12 protein-coding genes are annotated in these 15950 nt (G+C 63.7%); 2 read left to right on the top strand and 10 right to left on the bottom strand.

The genetic code is table 11. The annotated features are described in order from the left end of the window. Position 1: 1 nt before the first annotated feature. Genes ACFO5X_RS18330 through ACFO5X_RS18305 form a run of 6 tightly spaced genes read right to left on the bottom strand, consistent with a single transcriptional unit; the run spans position 2 to position 8169 of the window. Positions 2 to 2011 (bottom strand): acetyl/propionyl/methylcrotonyl-CoA carboxylase subunit alpha, encoded by a 2010-nt coding sequence (locus ACFO5X_RS18330; protein ID WP_380719668.1) that lies wholly within the window; start codon positions 2009 to 2011, stop codon positions 2 to 4. A 10-nt stretch (positions 2012 to 2021) separates the two neighbouring features. Then, positions 2022 to 3629 (bottom strand): acyl-CoA carboxylase subunit beta, encoded by a 1608-nt coding sequence (locus ACFO5X_RS18325; RefSeq protein WP_380719666.1) that lies wholly within the window; start codon positions 3627 to 3629, stop codon positions 2022 to 2024. Further along, on the bottom strand, positions 3626 to 5017 hold the full coding sequence (locus ACFO5X_RS18320; protein ID WP_380719664.1) for a phenylacetate--CoA ligase family protein: 1392 nt from the start codon (positions 5015 to 5017) through the stop codon (positions 3626 to 3628). The genes ACFO5X_RS18325 and ACFO5X_RS18320 overlap by 4 nt, the downstream gene beginning before the upstream one ends. Positions 5018 to 5043: 26 nt before the next feature. Then, positions 5044 to 6204: an acyl-CoA dehydrogenase family protein gene (locus tag ACFO5X_RS18315; RefSeq protein ID WP_380719662.1), complete on the bottom strand. Its 1161-nt coding sequence runs from the start codon at positions 6202 to 6204 to the stop codon at positions 5044 to 5046. A 7-nt stretch (positions 6205 to 6211) separates the two neighbouring features. Further along, positions 6212 to 6991 (bottom strand): enoyl-CoA hydratase/isomerase family protein, encoded by a 780-nt coding sequence (locus ACFO5X_RS18310; protein ID WP_380719660.1) that lies wholly within the window; start codon positions 6989 to 6991, stop codon positions 6212 to 6214. Beyond that, complete coding sequence (locus ACFO5X_RS18305) at positions 6988 to 8169, bottom strand: acyl-CoA dehydrogenase family protein (protein ID WP_380719658.1); 1182 nt, start codon at positions 8167 to 8169, stop codon at positions 6988 to 6990. Before ACFO5X_RS18305 ends, ACFO5X_RS18310 begins: the two co-directional genes overlap by 4 nt. A gap of 95 nt (positions 8170 to 8264) precedes the next feature. Here ACFO5X_RS18305 and ACFO5X_RS18300 point away from each other — a divergent pair, with 95 nt between their 5' ends. Both ACFO5X_RS18300 and ACFO5X_RS18295 read left to right on the top strand, forming a co-directional pair. Continuing rightward, positions 8265 to 10298 (top strand): FAD-dependent oxidoreductase, encoded by a 2034-nt coding sequence (locus tag ACFO5X_RS18300; protein WP_380719656.1) that lies wholly within the window; start codon positions 8265 to 8267, stop codon positions 10296 to 10298. A 22-nt stretch (positions 10299 to 10320) separates the two neighbouring features. Next, complete coding sequence (locus ACFO5X_RS18295) at positions 10321 to 11841, top strand: class I adenylate-forming enzyme family protein (protein WP_380719653.1); 1521 nt, start codon at positions 10321 to 10323, stop codon at positions 11839 to 11841. A gap of 27 nt (positions 11842 to 11868) precedes the next feature. Here the strand turns inward: ACFO5X_RS18295 and ACFO5X_RS18290 are convergent, their stop codons facing one another. Genes ACFO5X_RS18290 through ACFO5X_RS18275 form a run of 4 tightly spaced genes read right to left on the bottom strand, consistent with a single transcriptional unit; the run spans position 11869 to position 15843 of the window. Then, the gene (locus tag ACFO5X_RS18290) at positions 11869 to 12324 is read right to left on the bottom strand and encodes a PaaI family thioesterase (RefSeq protein ID WP_380719651.1); all 456 of its coding nucleotides are present in this window, start codon (positions 12322 to 12324) and stop codon (positions 11869 to 11871) included. 21 nt (positions 12325 to 12345) lie between these two features. Beyond that, on the bottom strand, positions 12346 to 13071 hold the full coding sequence (locus tag ACFO5X_RS18285; protein WP_380719649.1) for a helix-turn-helix domain-containing protein: 726 nt from the start codon (positions 13069 to 13071) through the stop codon (positions 12346 to 12348). Further along, entirely contained in the window at positions 13055 to 13909 is an 855-nt protein-coding gene (locus tag ACFO5X_RS18280) for an SDR family oxidoreductase (protein ID WP_380719647.1), read from the bottom strand. The genes ACFO5X_RS18285 and ACFO5X_RS18280 overlap by 17 nt, the downstream gene beginning before the upstream one ends. Next, positions 13906 to 15843 carry an AMP-binding protein gene (locus ACFO5X_RS18275; RefSeq protein WP_380719645.1) on the bottom strand — a complete coding sequence of 646 codons (1938 nt, stop codon included), beginning with the start codon at positions 15841 to 15843 and terminating at the stop codon, positions 13906 to 13908. The genes ACFO5X_RS18280 and ACFO5X_RS18275 overlap by 4 nt, the downstream gene beginning before the upstream one ends. Positions 15844 to 15950: the final 107 nt, after the last annotated feature.

The raw sequence follows: 15950 nt of genomic DNA, 5'->3' as shown, positions 1-15950 counted from the left end.
TTCATTGCTCCTCAGATGGCAGTATCTCGGCGATGACCTGGCCGCGATCAACCATGTCCCCATTCGAGACGGAAATATTGCTGGCAATCCCGGCTGCGGCAGCGCGGATCGAGATTTCCATTTTCATGGACTCCATGACCGCAATCACGTCGCCTGCGGCGACGGGTTGACCTTCGGTCACCTTGATCTCGACGATCATGCCAGTCAGCGGCGAGACTACGGCGCGATCCGCTGCCGCATCGCCGCCGGCAAAGGCCAGCGGCGTGGCCGGGCGAAAGATCAGCCGACCTTCGGGCGTGTCCATCTCAATCACCCCGGCGTGGAGCCGCGCGTCGATCAAAAGGACGGTATCGCCCTCGCTCAGGCGCCATCGACCCGGCGTGATTTCGCGCGCGGTCAACATGGTAGCATCGCCGTTTTCCGAAATAACGGTGTATTTGTCACCCGGTTTGACCGGGCCGACGCGCAATTCTTCGGATGCACCGGCGGAATCGGAGAGCGTCACGCGCTGTCCCGCCTCAACCGCATCGCCACCCAGGCCAAGCCGCCAGCCAGTGAAGGTATCGCGGTTGCTCCAGGGATCGGCATCCGCATCGCGGCGCGACGTTGCCACGAACAGAATCGCGGCTGCCGCCTTCCACCGCTCGGGGCGGGTAAGGGGGGGCGGCTGTGTCAGCGCGTCAAGTCGGCCGTCGATCCAGCGCGTATGAACCTGCATCTGCCCGAATTCGGGGTTTCGCGCCAGCGCCGTCAGAAAGGCACGGTTGGTTTCCACGCCCTCCACCGCGACATGGTTCAGCGCCGTCGCCAGCCGCGCCAGGGCGGTTTCCCGGTCGGGCGCGTGCACGATCAGCTTGGCGATCATCGGGTCGTAATAGGGCGTCACCGCGTCACCTTCTTCGACACCGCTGTCGATCCGCAGGCCGCCGGGCAGGCTGAGTGTGGTCAGCGTGCCCGTCGAGGGGGCGAATTGCATGGCCGGGTCTTCGGCGTAAAGCCGCGCTTCGACGGCGTGGCCGTTGATCCGCAGATCCTCCTGAACAAGCCCCAGGCCCGCGCCCTCGGCAATGCGCAGGTGCAACGCGACCAGGTCCAGCCCAGTGATCGCCTCTGTTACGGGGTGTTCCACCTGGATGCGCGGGTTCACCTCCAGAAAGAAATACTCGTCCCCCGCGACCAGAAATTCGACCGTGCCCAGGCCGCGGTAATTGAGCGTTTCGCCCAGACGCACCGCGTCATTCGCGATCTCGTCAAGAAGCGCGCGAGGCAAGCCCCAAGCCGGGGCCTCTTCGATGACCTTCTGGTGGCGGCGCTGAAGCGTGCAGTCGCGCTCGAACAGGTGCACCACATGGCCCTTGCCGTCGCCCGCGATCTGCACCTCGACATGGCGTGCCTCGGGCAGAAAGCGTTCCAGCAGAAGGCCCTCGGAGCCAAAGGTGGACTTTGCTTCGCGCAGCGCGCCCTCGATGTCCTCCACAAGCGTGGCTTCATCTGTCACGAGCCGCTGCCCGCGCCCGCCGCCGCCGCCGACCGCCTTGAGCAACACCGGCAGGCCCATCTTGCGCACTTCCTGTGCGATTTCCTGCGGGTTGGAGCGCGCGCCCTGGGCGCCCGAGACAACCGGAATGCCGGCAGCAACCGCCGCGTCCTTGGCGCTGGCCTTGTCGCCGAAGCGTTCCAGCGTTTCCGGTGTCGGCCCCATGAAGATCATGCCTGCGGCTTCGACCGCGCGGGCGAAATCTGCGTTCTCGGCCAGAAAGCCGTAACCGGGATGGATCGCATCGGCGCCGACAGATATGGCGGCGGCGATGACCGCGTCGATCTTCAGATAGCTTTCCGATGCCGGACCGGCACCGATGCAAACGGATTTTCCGATCTCACGGACGTGAAGGGCATTGGCGTCGGCTTGCGAATGCACGCCAACAGGGATGATGCCGCTGGCCCGCGCGGTGCGCGCGATTCGGCAGGCGATTTCGCCGCGATTGGCGATAAGAAGCGTTTTGATTTTCATGGTTTGCGCCTCACATCCTGAACACGCCGAAATGCGTTTCGACCTTGGGCCTGCGCGAAGCGATGTCCAGCATCAGCGCCATGACGTCCCGGGTCTCGGCAGGCTCGATCACGCTGTCGATCCAGAGGTTGGAGGCGAAATTGTAGGCCCCCTGGAAATCCTCGTATTCCTTGCGGATTGGTGCCTTGAAGGTTTCCTCCTCCTCGGGTGTCCATTTCTTGCCTTCGCGTTCGTTGATCTGGGCGCGCACCTGCGCCAGCACGCTGGCGGCCTGTTCCGGCCCCATGATCGCGGACCGGCCCGTGGGCCAGGCGAACATCGCGTCCGGCTGGAACGGGCGGCCAAGCATGGCCAGGTAACCCGCCCCGTAAGAGCCGCCGGTGATGATGGTGAACTTCGGCACCCGCGCCGAAGACATGGCGGTGATCATCTTGGCGCCCGCCTTGGCAATGCCCATCTGCTCGACGTCGCGGCCGACCATGAAGCCGTTCACATCCGCGAGGAACAGCAGCGGGATATCGCGCTGGACGCAGAGATTGATGAAATGCGTAGCCTTCAGCGCGGCCTCGACAAAGAGCACGCCGGTGTTGGCCAGGATGCCGACCTCGTGGCCATGGATTCGGCCCCAGCCGGTCATGAGGGTGTCGCCGAAAAGCGGCTTGAACTCGTGAAAATCGCTGTCATCGACAAGGCGCGCGACAATCTCGCGGTTGTCGGTCGGCACCCTTGGGTCTCGGCTGACGACGCCATAGATCTCCTCGACCGGATAGGCCGGGGGGCGCGGCGACGTCGGCGTCTTGCGCGGCTGCGGCTTTTCGCCCAGGTGGCTGACGATTTCGCGGGTGATGGCCAGCGCGTGCGCGTCATCCTCGGCAAGATGGTCTGTCACGCCGGAAACGGACGAATGCATCTTGCCGCCGCCCAACGTTTCGGCATCGACCTTTTCGCCGGTCGCAGCAAAGGTCAATTCTGGCCCGCCCAGATACATGAAGCCCTGACCGCGCACGATCACCACCTCGTCGCAAAGCGCCGGGATATAGGCGCCGCCCGCGGTGCAGGGCCCCATGACCACGGCGATCTGCGGTACGCCATCGCCCGACATGCCGATCTGTTGATGGAAGATTGAGCCGAACTGCCCCTCATCGGGAAAGATACTCGCCTGCTCCGGCAGAAACGCGCCGCCGGAATCGACCAGGGTGATCACCGGAAGACGGTTTTTCCAGGCGATTTTCTGCGCCCGGACGTGTTTGCGGCAGGTCATGCCGAAATAGGTGCCGCCCTTCACGGTAGCGTCATTGGCGATTATCATGCACTGACGTCCCTCGATCACGCCGATGCCGGTGATGATCCCTGCACCGGGTGGCACGCCTTCATATTTGTTCAGCCCGGCGAGTTCTCCGATTTCAAGAAAGGGCGTGCCCGGGTCGAGCAACCGCTCGACCCGTTCGCGCGGCAGGATCTTGCCTTTGCTGACATGCCGTTCCCGGGCCTTTTCGGGGCCGCCGACGCGTTGTAGCAGCCGAAGCGCATGCAGTTCGCCGACCTTTTCCCGGTAAAGCACGTCGTTTTTCCGGAAGTCGTCGGACCCGGTGTCGAGAAGGGATTTCATTTTCGTCATGGCAGGTCCGGGTACTTTCTGAGGACAAAGGCGACCTTGGCTGCGCCGGGCTTTTCAAACGTATCCGGCGCGACCAGGCGAACGTCGGCCTTGAAGACGAGGGCATCGCGCAAGCGCTGCTCGATCTTCTTCTTGAGGGCCGCGTCATCCGCCGGATCACGGGCAGGACCGCGTTCGACGATCACTGTCAGCGCGCCCTGCGTGGTGTGGCCCTGGAAATCCGCCACGACACGCATGACGCCGTTGGTGTCCGGCACCATTTCGGTGATGACGCTGTTGATGGCGGAAGGAAAGACGTTGGCCCCGCGCACGATCAGCATGTCATCGGTGCGACCGGTGCAACGGATCTTGGGGCCGGTGCGCCCGCAAGAGCACTCTGTGTCGATGACCTCAATATAATCGCCCGACCGGAACCGCACCAGCGGGCTTGCCCGCCGGCCGATCGCGGTATAGATCATTTCGCCCTCGGCGCCTTTTTTCCAAGGAATGATCTCGCCACTTTCGGGATCGAGCAGTTCGGTGATGATGTAGTCCATGTTGACCATATGCATGCCCGATTGCGCGTCGCATTCGGCCCAATAGGTCACGCCCAGATCGGTGCCCCCCAGCATCTCGGTGCATTTGGCACCCCAGGCCGCTTCGATCTTGGCGCGGATCGCCGGGATGCCGCCGCCCGGTTCGCCGCCCACGATCACCCGCTCGACGCCCAGCTCGCTGGCCTTGCAGCCAAGCACTTCCGGAGCCTTTTCGGCCAGATGCAGAACGAAGTTAGGTGCGCCGACGATACAGCGCGGGCGGGTGTCCGCACAGGCGCGCAACAGCCGTTCCACACCGCCATCCGCCCCCACCGGCACGTCGATCGCGCCCATGTATTGCAGGCCCTGCACCACAGGGATACCGCCGACAAAGCCCTTCGCCAGCGAAAACGCGTGCAGCACCATGTCGCCGGGCCGCACGCCGTTGGCAAAGAAACAGCGCGCCGTCATCTCGTGCCACATCTCGGCGTCGGCCTCGGTCAGCGCGATATAGGACGGGCTGCCGGTGGTGCCCGACGAGGCCTGCATCTGGATAATGTCGGCCATCGGCGCGGCGCGGTGCTTGCCGAAGGGCGGCTCTGCCGCGAGGCTTTCGCGGATCTCGGTCTTGTAGGTGCAGGGCAGCTTTTGCAGGTCTTCGATGGTGCGGATATCGTCGAATTCCACGCCCGCCTCGGCGAACTTCTCCTGATAGAAGGTCGAGTTCGCCTTGAGATAGGCCATCTGATCGCGCAGCCGCTCTTCCTGAATGCGGCGCACCTCGTCGAGCGGCGTGCCCTCGATTGCGTGCCAGAAGCGATCGTTTACCTTGTCGGCTGCATCCTCCCGCCGGAAGCGCATTCCAAATTGCATATTGTCCTCCATTCCCGGCTGGGCGATCAATAGGACCGCGGCAGACCCATGACTTTTTCGCCGATGAAGCTAAGGCACAGCTCGCGGTTCACGGGTGCCGTACGCAACAGGCGCACCAGCGGATACATCTCGTATAGTCCCGTATCTTCGGTGAAACCCGATCCGCCATGCGCCTGAAGTGCTGCGTCCACCGCTTCGATCCCGGCTTCGGCGGCGAAGTATTTCGCCATGTTCGACGAGGCCCCCGCGGGCAGCTTGTTGTCGAACTCCCACGCGGCGCGACGGGTCATCAGGCTGGCCATTTCAATGGCGGTGTAGGCCTTGGCCATCGGGTGCTGCACACCCTGGTGCGCCCCGATGGGTTGACCGAAGACATTGCGTTCGGACGCATAGGCCACACCTTTGTTCAGGGCGAAGCGGCCGATGCCGCAGCATAGTGCGGCCAGGATGATGCGCTCGGGGTTGAGGCTGTCGAACAGGATGGAAAACCCTTCGTCCACCTCGCCGACCACGTCCTCGGGACCCAGATCCACCTCGTCGAAAAACAGGGTCCACTGTTCTTCGGGCAGAGGGATCGAGATCTTCACTCGTTGCTGAGCGACGCCCTTCTTTTTCAGGTCCACGGCAAAAAGGGTGAACCCGTCGGTCTTGCGGCTGACCTCGGTGTGCGGCTTGGTCCGCGCCACAACCAGGCAATAGTCGGACACATCGGCCCCGGTGATGAAGGTCTTTTCCCCCGTCAGGCTGAACCGGTTGCCCCGGCGCTTGGCCAGCGTGGTGGACTTCATCGTGTTCGACCCGGCCCCCGGTTCGGTGATCGCGAAACAGAACTGGATTTCGCCCCGGCAGGCGGCCGGAAGCAGCTCTTTCTTGTGGAACTCGGTGCCGTGGCTGGCGATATGGGCCAGCGACATGGTCGGGCCGACCACCATCATCAGCAGCGGAATGCCGTGATTGGCCGTGCCTTCCATGAACAGGGCCATCTCGGTCATGCCAAGCCCGGCACCGCCGTATTCTTCGGGAACCATGATGCCAAGAAAGCCGTCATCGGCGATTTTCTGAAACATCTCCCTGGGAAATTCATGTTTCCGGGCATGCCGCAGCCAATAATCGTTGTCGAATTTTTGCGCCAACTGACCGCCGTATTCGTAGATCTGGCGCTGTTCGTCGTTCAAAGTGAATTCCATGTTTTCCTCAAGTCTTGAATTCGGGGGCGCGCCGGTTCTCGAATGCGTCGAGCCCCTCGGCCACGTCATCACTGGGCAGCGCGCGCACGGCGGCGTCACGCTCCAGCCGCATTTGCTGGTCGATGCCCAGGTCCGCACCTTCCCGTGCCAGACGCTTCATCTCGGCGATACCGGGACGCGAGCGGGTGGCGATTTTTTGGCAGTACTCTAGCGCGGACTTGTGCAGATCCGCATCCGGCACGATGTAGTTGACCAGCCCGGCCTCTTTGGCCTCGCCCGCGTCAAGCCAGCGGGCTGAGAACATCAGGTCAAGCGCCCGGCGCTGCCCCATCAACCGCGTCAGCCGCTGCGAGCCGCCCCAACCGGGGATCAGCCCGAATTGCGCATGCTGATCGCCGAACTGGGCGGTTTCGGCGGCGAAACACACGTCGCAAGCCAGCATCAGCTCGATCCCGCCGGCCAGACACAACCCCTGCACCGCCACGACGACAGGGAGGGAGGAGGTTTCGAGCGCACGCAGGTTCTTCATGCCAAAGGCGATGAAATGGTCCAGCGCGGCGGGATCGTTCAGTTTGCCCTTCACCTCGGTCAGATCGGCACCGGTGCAAAAGTGCTTGCCCTGCGCCCGGATGAGGATCGCCCGCATATCCGGGTTCGCCTCGAATTCCGCGCGCGCGGCAGATATGCGCTCATGCACGTCAAGTGACAGGCAATTGAATTTCTCGGGTCGGGCCAGCTCGATGATGCCGACGCTACCTTCGATGGTTACGGCGACGGGAGCACTCATTTCGACACTCCCTTCGCCCTTTTGTCATACTGCAGCGCCAGCCGCCCGACCTTTTCGCGGGCAATCACCAGTTTCTGGATTTGCGCGGTGCCGTCGCCGATCTGCAGGCCGAGCACATCGTTATAGCGCTGATGGTGGGGCAGGTCGGTCGTGTAACCGTAATGTCCGTGCAGGATCAGACACTGGTGCAGGATCTCGCAGGCGGTTTTTGGCAGGTACCATTTGCACATCGCCGCTTCGGACGTATGCGGCAGGCCCCGGTCGCGCAGGTCTAGTGTGTAATAGCAAAGCTGCCGCATCATGGTCAGCTGGGTTTCGGCCTCTGCCAGCGGGAAGCTCACGCCCTGATACTGCACGATGGGTGCGCCGAACGCTTCGCGCTCGCGGACATAGGCCCAGGTTTCATCCACCGATGCTTGGGCGGCACCAAGGCATTCCAGTCCGATCAGTGCGCGGGAATAGTCGAACCCGGCCATGATGGTGCCAAAGGCGCGGTCCTGTTCGGCCATCATGTTTTCTGCCGGCACGAAGACATCGTCGAAGAACACCGATCCGCGTCCGACCGGCCTGGTGCCGATGTCGTTGAAATGGGTGCGCTTGATACCTGGCTGGTTCAGATCAACGAAAAAGGCGCTGACCCCTCGCGAGCCGCCTTCGGGGTCGCCGGTGCGCGCAAAGACCACCGCCGCGTCGGCCTGGGCCGCAAAGCTCATGGAGGTCTTTTCACCGTTCAACCGCCAGCCGTTGCCGGATTTGGTGGCCTTGAGAATCAGGTTCGCCGCATCCGATCCGCCGCGCGGTTCGGTCAGGCCCAGGCCAATGACAGCATCCCCCGAGACAACCTTGGGCACCCATTCCGAAGCGATCTCGCGGGAGGCGTGCTTGGCCACCATCCCGCCCATGAGAGAGCCGAGGAGCTGGACATAGCTTGCGTTGAAATCGGCATAGGCGATTTCTTCGACGATCATCCCTGACGTGACAGAGCTTTCGCCAAGCCCGCCGAACTCTTCGGGCAGATCGGCCCCGATCAGACCCAATGCGCCCATCTCCTTGATCAGCGCACGATCAAAGGTGTGGCCGCTTGCGCGCGCGAGGTAGCTGGGTGCCAGTTTTTCAGTGGCGAATCGCTTGGCGGCTTCACGAAACGCCCTTTGATCCTCTGTTGGCTGGAACTGCATCGGTACTCCTCCCGTTGACCGAAAACTCTTCTTCCCAAAAAATCTAACGGATGTTAGAATATAGATCAAGCTAAGTTTCGAGGAGAATGTTCACAGTGGAAAACACGCAGAGGGAAAGCTTCGAAACCATGCTTTCGCCCATCCGCGCGGGCCGACGCACGTTGCGGAACCGGATCATCATGGGGTCGATGCACACCCGGCTGGAAAACGAGCCGGACAGCCTGGCCAAACAGATCGCCTTTTACGCGGAACGGGCGCGGGGGGAGGCGGCGATTCTGGTCACTGGCGGGTTTTCGCCAAATGCCGAGGGGGTGTTCGACCCGGAAGGACCGCGCATAGATGACCCGGATGAGGCGCTGCACCTGCGACCAATCTGCGAGGCGGTCCAGGCCGAGGGCAGTCTGATCTGCGCGCAGCTTCTTCATGCCGGGCGCTACGCAAAGATCGAGGGCTGCGTTGCGCCATCACCGATTCGCGCGCCGATCAACCGTTTCATCCCGCGTGAGATGACCGATGCCGACATCCGCCGCACCATTGAGGATTTCGCCAAAGCCGCCGCCAATGCGCAGGCCGCCGGGTTCGACGGCGTCGAGATCATGGGGTCCGAGGGCTATCTGATCAACGAATTCACTGTCACGCATACCAACAAGCGTGAAGACGACTGGGGCGGCAGCGCCGAGAACCGCCACCGCTTTGCAGTCGAGACCGTGCGCGCGGTGCGGGAGCGTTGCGGGCCGGATTTCCTAGTCATCTACCGGATTTCGGCGGCTGATCTGGTCGAGGGCGGCGCGCCCGCCGATGAAATTGCGGCACTGGCGCGCAAGATCGAGGCGGCGGGGGCGGATATTCTGAACACCGGCATCGGTTGGCACGAAGCGCGCGTGCCGACGATTGCCTATCCGGTTCCGCGCGGTGCCTGGCGGCAGGCGGCGGCCAATGTGAAGGCCGCAGTGTCCATTCCCGTGGTCGCCTCGAACCGGATCAACACGCCCGCAATGGCCGAGGACATCCTTGCCTCTGGCGAGGCAGACATGATCTCGATGGCCCGGCCCTTTCTGGCCGACCCGCATTTCGTCAAGAAGGTGCGCGAGGGCCGCGCGGACGAGATCAACACCTGCATCGCCTGCAACCAAGCCTGTCTGGATTTCATCTTTTCCGACCGGCCGGTGAGCTGTCTGGTCAACCCTCGGGCAGGCCGCGAAACCGAATTCCGGGACACGCCGACAGATTCACCCCGGAAGGTGGCGGTTGTCGGCGGCGGCGCCGCGGGCATGGCCACGGCGGCCGAGGCGGCACGGCTGGGCCATGTCGTCACCTTGTTCGAAGCCCATGACAGGCTGGGCGGTCAATTGAACCTGGCGCGTGCGGCGCCGGGCAAGGACGAGTTCGACGAAACCCTGCGCTATTATTCCGGCCAGATGAACAGGCACGGGGTCACGCTGCGCCTGGGGCAGCGGGCCGGTCTGGACGATCTGGCCGGTTTCGACCATGTGGTGATCGCCACCGGGGTCACGCCGCGCATTCCCGATCTGCCGGGCGTGGACCATCCGAGCGTTGCCACCTATGCCGAGATCCTGTCCGGCGAACGTGTGGCGGGCGACAGTGTCGTGGTGATGGGGGCAGGCGGCATCGGCCATGACGTGGCCGAATTCCTCGTGACCGGATCGGCAGAGGTCCACGACACCAACGCATTCTGCGAGACATGGGGCGTAGACCCGGCATTCGCCGCGCCGGGCGGTCTTGCGGGCGATCCGCTGGCACCGAAACCTTCGCGTCGCAAGGTGGTCATGCTTCAGCGGAAAACCTCGAAACCGGGGGCGGGGCTTGGCGTCTCCACGGGCTGGATCCTGCGCAACGCGCTGCGCAAACACGGGGTCGAGGCCATGGGCGGCGTGGTCTATGACCGTATCGACGACGCGGGGCTGCATATCCTCATGGACGGAAAGCCAGAGGTCATCGCCGCCGATACAATCGTGCTGTGCACCGGGCAGGAGCCAGAGCGGGCGCTGGCCGAGGCCCTCGCCGGGCGCGGAGTCACCGTCACGATGATCGGCGGGGCAAAAGAGGCGGCGGAGCTTGACGCTCTGCGCGCCATTGATGAAGGGGTGCGTTTGGCGCAGGGTCTCTGAATTGGCATGAGGGGAGGATGCGATGCAGCCAGAGGTTTTTCGCGCAGGACGCACCGATCTGTATTCGATCTTTCGAAGCCGCGCGCAGGACAGTGCCAGGGTTCTTGCCGTCGAGGACGGTCGCAAACGGCAGACCTACGCCGAGTTGCTGGAGCGGGTAGATCGTCTGGCCGCCGTCTTTCTGGCGAGAGGCGTCACGCCCGGAGACAGGATCGCGATCCTGTCGCACAACCGGGCGGAATATCTTGAAACCGAACTGGCCGCTGCGGGGATCGGCGCAATCGTCGCCTGCCTGAACTGGCGGCTTGCGCCGGATGAACTGCGGCATTGCATCGATCTGGTCGAGCCGGTTCTGGCGCTGGTCGAACCCGGCCTGCGCGGCGCGTATCATGCGGTCTCCGCTACCCGATGCTTGGAGATCGGGCCGGATCTGGACGCGGCCATCGCTGGGGCCAAACCAGATCCGCGCACCGGAACCCTGGTGGAGGATCCCGAGGCCGGGCTGACGATCCTTTACACATCGGGGACGACAGGCCGACCCAAGGGGGCGCTGATCAGCCACCGGGCCCATATCGCGAGATCCATGGTCTTCGCGGCGCAACTGGCGCTCGATCCCGGCGACGGCTTCATCGCCTGGGCGCCCATGTTTCACATGGCGTCCACCGATCATGCGCTGGCGACGATCTTGCGCGGCGGCACGGTGGTGATGGTGGACGGGTTGCAACCTGCCGTCATCAATGAGGCGCTGTCACGCCACAGGATCGGCTGGTTCGTGATGATGCCGGGCGCGTTGGATGCCTTCATCGCCGAGCGGCGCGCCAACCCGCTGCCGGTGAAAGGGATCAAGGTCTGCGGCGCGATGGCCGATCTGGTGCCTCCACATCAGATCGCGGAGTTGACCAGCCTTCTGGACACGCCCTTCCTGAATTCCTTCGGGGCGACCGAAACCGGCTTGCCGCCTGGCACCGCAGGTCTGATCGCGCCCGGTGTCATACCCGAAAAACTGTCCAAACGGATCAGCGCATTCTGCGAGGTCCGGCTGGTTGACCCTGAAGACCGCGACGTTCCCGACGGAACGCCCGGTGAAATGGCGATGCGCGGCCCGACGCTGTTCTCTGGCTACTGGAACGCCGACGCCACCAATGCCCGAGACTTTCGCAACGGGTTCTTTCACATGGGCGATCTGTTCCGGCGCAATCCCGATGGCACGATCGACTTTGTGGACAGGGTGAAATACCTGATCAAGAGCGGCGGCGAGAACGTCTATCCGGCGGAAATCGAGCGCGTGCTTCTGGCGCATCCGTCTGTTGTCGAAGCGGCGGTGGTGCGGGCGTTCGACGCGAAATGGGGCGAAGCCCCGGTGGCCTTTGTCGCCTGCGGCAATGACCGACCGGATGCGGATGCGCTGATGAATTTGTGCCGCGAAAGTCTGGCAGGTTACAAGCGCCCGCGCGAGCTGCATTTCATCGCATTCGACGATTTCCCCAGATCGACCAGCGGAAAGGTCCAGCGGCATGTCCTCGAAGCCCGGTTGAAGGTCTGACCCTCGCCCGGTGCCCGGCCCCGGTCGTCACCCCGCCACGCCCGTCCGCCCCACCAGCGCCATCAGCGTTCCGGTCATCGTCGCGACCAGCTTTTCCTGTCCGCCCTTGGTGGCATAGGCGCGTGCCTCGCAGATGGTCAGGCTCCTTCCCGGTTTCACCACGTCGGCAACGAAGCGAAACCGTTCGCCGTCCGCCGGGTTGAGCAGGTTGATCTTGAATTCCACCGTCAACACCGCAGCTTCGGCGGGCATCAGCGAGAAGGCTGCATAGCCGCACGCACTGTCCAGCGCGGTCGATACGATCCCGGCATGCAAAAACCCATGCTGTTGGGTGAAATCAGCACTGTGGGCCATCTCCAGGACGATATGTCCGGGGGTAAGATCGGCAATCCTGATCCCCAGCGTGTGCATCACATTCTGTCGATTGAAACTGTCGCGCACGCGTGCGTCATAGGCAGGATTTTTCGGTTCGAATGGCGTCATGGCGTGCTGCCCTCCTGAATTTCATTCATTGATGACCAAGATTAGCCGATCCTTGAGGCGCGCATCTTGTAGCGAACGGCCAAAACCGCACTGTGCCGCCTGTAAGCGAAGTGCGAGGGGTGGTTTTCCTGCAAAGGCACGGCAGGCGGCGGACATATGAGGTTGATCGTAATATCCGGCATCCAGCGCCAGATCTGTCAGGGACACGGTCTGCGTCGCGAGTTGTCCAAGCAACCTCCGAAAGCGCCGTGAGGCAACGAGTCGCCGCCGTGACACGCCGGTTTCCTCTCGGACCTTACGTCGTTCCGTCCGGGCGCTGCACAGCCCGGGTGACGCGGCAAAACGCAGACTCTTTGCAAGTTCGTCGAGCATAGTGACCAGCAACGGCAGCGCCTCGTCGCTCTGCTGAACGCGCGCCAGAGCTGAAGCCAACGGTTTCAGTTCCTCGGCCTCGGGCAAACGCTCCGGTCTTGACGACAGCCGTAGCCCGGCCACGACACCATGGAATGGCATTAGGCGGGGCGTGAAACCCGGGCGCGGTGGTGCCAGCGATCCGCGCGCCCCGCCGCTGTCGTCGCACGTTATCGAAAGGCTAAAGAGGTCGGTCGCGAACCGCCCGCTTCCACGTCCGCTCAGTACACCCATATCGCGGAACAAAAAAAGATGGTTGATCTGGGACGCTGCGTTCAGGGGCGGCGCCATTTCAAGATAAAGCGGCGCCGCCGCCAGGTCACTGGACGAACGCATCCCGGTTCTCAGCGACGAAATCGGTAAATCGACGGGCCGGGCGGCCCAACACATCGCTGACCGTTGTTTCGATACCGGCAAGGTAGCCCTTGGGGGCGATCGAGGCCAGTTCCACCATCGCCGCGGCGACTTCGCCCTGCATCCCCCCGGCGATCATCGTCGCCTTGGAGTCTTCGGCCGACAGCGGCGCGCAGATGACAGATCGTCCGGTCACATCCGAAAGGATTGCCGCGATATCCACGCCGGTCAAGGCCTCGGGGCCGGTCAGGCCATAGGTCTTGCCCTCGTGGCCCGCCCCGGTCAGCGCCTCGGCGGCGACAGCGGCGATGTCACGGGCGTCGATCCAGGCCACGGGCCCGCCCAGATCGTCATGATAGACGCCGGTCTTCGCGACGCTTCCCGCCTGCCAAAGCAGGTTCTGCATGAAATAGGTCGGCTGCACGAAGGTCCAGTTCAACCCGCTCTGCTTCAGCAGTTCCTGCGTCTCGGAATGCCACTTGCCAAAGGTCACCCTGGCCTTGGGCGAGGCCCCCAGCCCAGTGGCCAGAACGACATGGCGCACGCCTACGGCCTTGGCCGCCTCGATCGTATTGGCTTTCCAGCGGCGCATGTCCCGGTGTGCGGGTGTTACCAAGTATATCTTTTCGGCCCCGGCACAGGCCCGTTCTAGCGCAGCGGGGTCGGTGAAATTCGCGGTGATGGCCTCGCACCCCCTGGTCCTGAGGGCCGCAACCCTGGCCGGATCGCTGGTGACGGCGCGCACCTCGGCGCCTTTCGCCAGAAGGGTTTCGACAAGGGGGGCGCCGGTGGTTCCGGTGGCTCCGAAAACGGTGATCATGTCTTATCCTTTCGCAGGTCTGCAATGGGCCGGATCGTTTCCGGGTTGCTGATCGACGACAGATCGCCCGGGTCCTCGCCCAGGAAGGCCGCGCGCACGATCCGGCGCATCGTCTTCATGGTGCGGGTCTTGGGCAATGCCTCGACGAAATGGATCTCGCGCGGGCGGAAGGGTTTCGACACGACCTCGCCCACCCGGTCCTTGAGCCCTTCGACAAGCGTCGCATCGGGCGACACACCCGGCGCCGCGACGCAGATGCAGATCACGGCCACCCCCTTGATATCGTCGGGCGCGGCGATGGCGGCAGCGTCCACCACCTCTCCAGTCCCGGTCAGCGCCGCCTCGATCTCGGGCGGGCCGATGCGTTTACCGGCGATGTTCAGCGTGTCGTCCGAGCGGCCGAGGATATACCAGGTGCCGTCAGGGTCGCAGCGCACCCAGTCGCCGTGCCGCCAGATGCCGGGATAGGTGGACCAGTAGGTTTCGAGATACCGCTCGCGGTCGCCCCAGATCGCCGAGGTCAGCCCCAGAGGCGGCTGGGTCACGACCAGTTCGCCCACCTCGCCCGGCGCGGCCTCGTGGCCATCCTCGCGCAGTACGCGCGCGCCCACACCCAGGGCCTGGGCCGAAAAGCCGCCCGGCTTGATTTCGTGCAGCACAGTTGAGGTCAGGATCGCGCCGAAAAGCTCGGTCCCGCCGGAAATGTTCAGTGGCACAGCGCGGCGTCGGCAGATATGGTCGAGTTGCCAGAGCCAGGCGTCTTCCGTCCAGGGCTCGCCGGTCGAGGCGACGATGCGCAGGGGTGCCAGGTCATAGGCCGAGAGTGGCTCGGGGCTTTGCGTCATGAATTGCCGCACCAGCGTGGGGGCAACGCCGATGTGGGTCACCTGCATCTCGGACGCAATGCGCAACAGCCTGAAGGGATCGCCGGGCATAGAGGGCGCGCCCTCGGCCAGCACAAGCGTGGCGCCGGACAGCAGCACCGACAGCAGGGTGAGCGGCCCCATCACCCAGCCCATGTCGGTCATCCACAGGTGGCGGTCATCGCGTTTCATGTCGAGGCACAGCAGAATATCCGACGTTGCCTTGGCCTGCACCCCGAGATGGGTATGCACAACGCCCTTGGGCCGGCCTGTCGTGCCCGAGGTATAGGCGATGAGGAAGGGGTCCTCGGTCTTGACGGCAACCGCTGCGAAATCCGGGTCGGCGGCACCCACGGTTTCGGTCCAGTCGAGATCGCGGGCCGGATCGGCCACCGCGCCGCCGAACCGCCGCAGGCTGAACACGGTATGAACGGAAGGCACCTCGGTCAGGGCTTCGGCCAGCATCGCCTCCATCCAGACCGGCTTGCCCCGTCTGGGTGTGGCATCCGCCGTCAGCACCGCCACCGCACCCGCATCCTTCAGGCGCGAGATGATGGCATGCGGCGCAAAGCCGGAAAACAGCGGCACCGCGACCGCGCCCAACCGGGCAATACCCAGCAGAGCGGCCTCGATTTCGGGGATCATCGGCATGTAGATACCCACCGCCTGACCCGGCTGTACCCCGCGCGCGTCAAGGGCCGAGGCGACGCGGGCGGCTTCGGCGGCAAGTTCGGAATAGGTCCAGCGGCGGCGGCTTCCGTCTTCGCCGACCCAGTCGATCGCAGTTTTTTCGCCAAGACCTTCGTGAATTCGTGCGTCGAGACAGGTTTCCGTCAAATTCAGAGTGGCTCCGACGGCCCATCTGATCGATTCAGGCCCATCGGAAATATCCCGCAGCACCCTGTGCGGCTTGCCGAACCGTATACCGGCATGGTCAATGATCCGGCCCCAGAACCAATCCGGCTCCTCAATGGCGCGGCGGACAAGATCCTCGTAACTGTCAATGCCGCAGTCTTTCAGAAAAGCGGTCAGGGTGCTTGACCGCTGAATGTCAGAGTCTGGCTGAAACATCCGCCACCTTTCTACAAGGAAAAAGGGCCGCGCATTTGGCGCGGCCAGTCGGGGAGGTAACCCTGGACACGGCGTGACGGCAATACCTTGTGACAGGCACTCCCGCC

This window comes from Seohaeicola nanhaiensis (assembly GCF_042654245.1).
Lineage (GTDB): Bacteria > Pseudomonadota > Alphaproteobacteria > Rhodobacterales > Rhodobacteraceae > Seohaeicola_A > Seohaeicola_A nanhaiensis.
The sequence above is the reverse complement of the archived record's forward strand: the minus strand, read 5'-3'. Positions and strand labels throughout refer to the sequence as shown.

What these genes read in the sequence shown, in the direction of transcription:
- ACFO5X_RS18280 (WP_380719647.1), bottom strand. Translation starts at nt 13,909, where the DNA reads ATGATCACCGTTTTCGGAGCCACCGGAACCACCGGCGCCCCCCTTGTC.
- ACFO5X_RS18310 (WP_380719660.1), bottom strand. Translation starts at nt 6,991, where the DNA reads ATGAGTGCTCCCGTCGCCGTAACCATCGAAGGTAGCGTCGGCATCATC.
- ACFO5X_RS18295 (WP_380719653.1), top strand. Translation starts at nt 10,321, where the DNA reads ATGCAGCCAGAGGTTTTTCGCGCAGGACGCACCGATCTGTATTCGATC.
- ACFO5X_RS18285 (WP_380719649.1), bottom strand. Translation starts at nt 13,071, where the DNA reads ATGCGTTCGTCCAGTGACCTGGCGGCGGCGCCGCTTTATCTTGAAATG.
- ACFO5X_RS18320 (WP_380719664.1), bottom strand. Translation starts at nt 5,017, where the DNA reads ATGCAATTTGGAATGCGCTTCCGGCGGGAGGATGCAGCCGACAAGGTA.
- ACFO5X_RS18325 (WP_380719666.1), bottom strand. Translation starts at nt 3,629, where the DNA reads ATGACGAAAATGAAATCCCTTCTCGACACCGGGTCCGACGACTTCCGG.
- ACFO5X_RS18330 (WP_380719668.1), bottom strand. Translation starts at nt 2,011, where the DNA reads ATGAAAATCAAAACGCTTCTTATCGCCAATCGCGGCGAAATCGCCTGC.
- ACFO5X_RS18290 (WP_380719651.1), bottom strand. Translation starts at nt 12,324, where the DNA reads ATGACGCCATTCGAACCGAAAAATCCTGCCTATGACGCACGCGTGCGC.
- ACFO5X_RS18305 (WP_380719658.1), bottom strand. Translation starts at nt 8,169, where the DNA reads ATGCAGTTCCAGCCAACAGAGGATCAAAGGGCGTTTCGTGAAGCCGCC.
- ACFO5X_RS18315 (WP_380719662.1), bottom strand. Translation starts at nt 6,204, where the DNA reads ATGGAATTCACTTTGAACGACGAACAGCGCCAGATCTACGAATACGGC.
- ACFO5X_RS18275 (WP_380719645.1), bottom strand. Translation starts at nt 15,843, where the DNA reads ATGTTTCAGCCAGACTCTGACATTCAGCGGTCAAGCACCCTGACCGCT.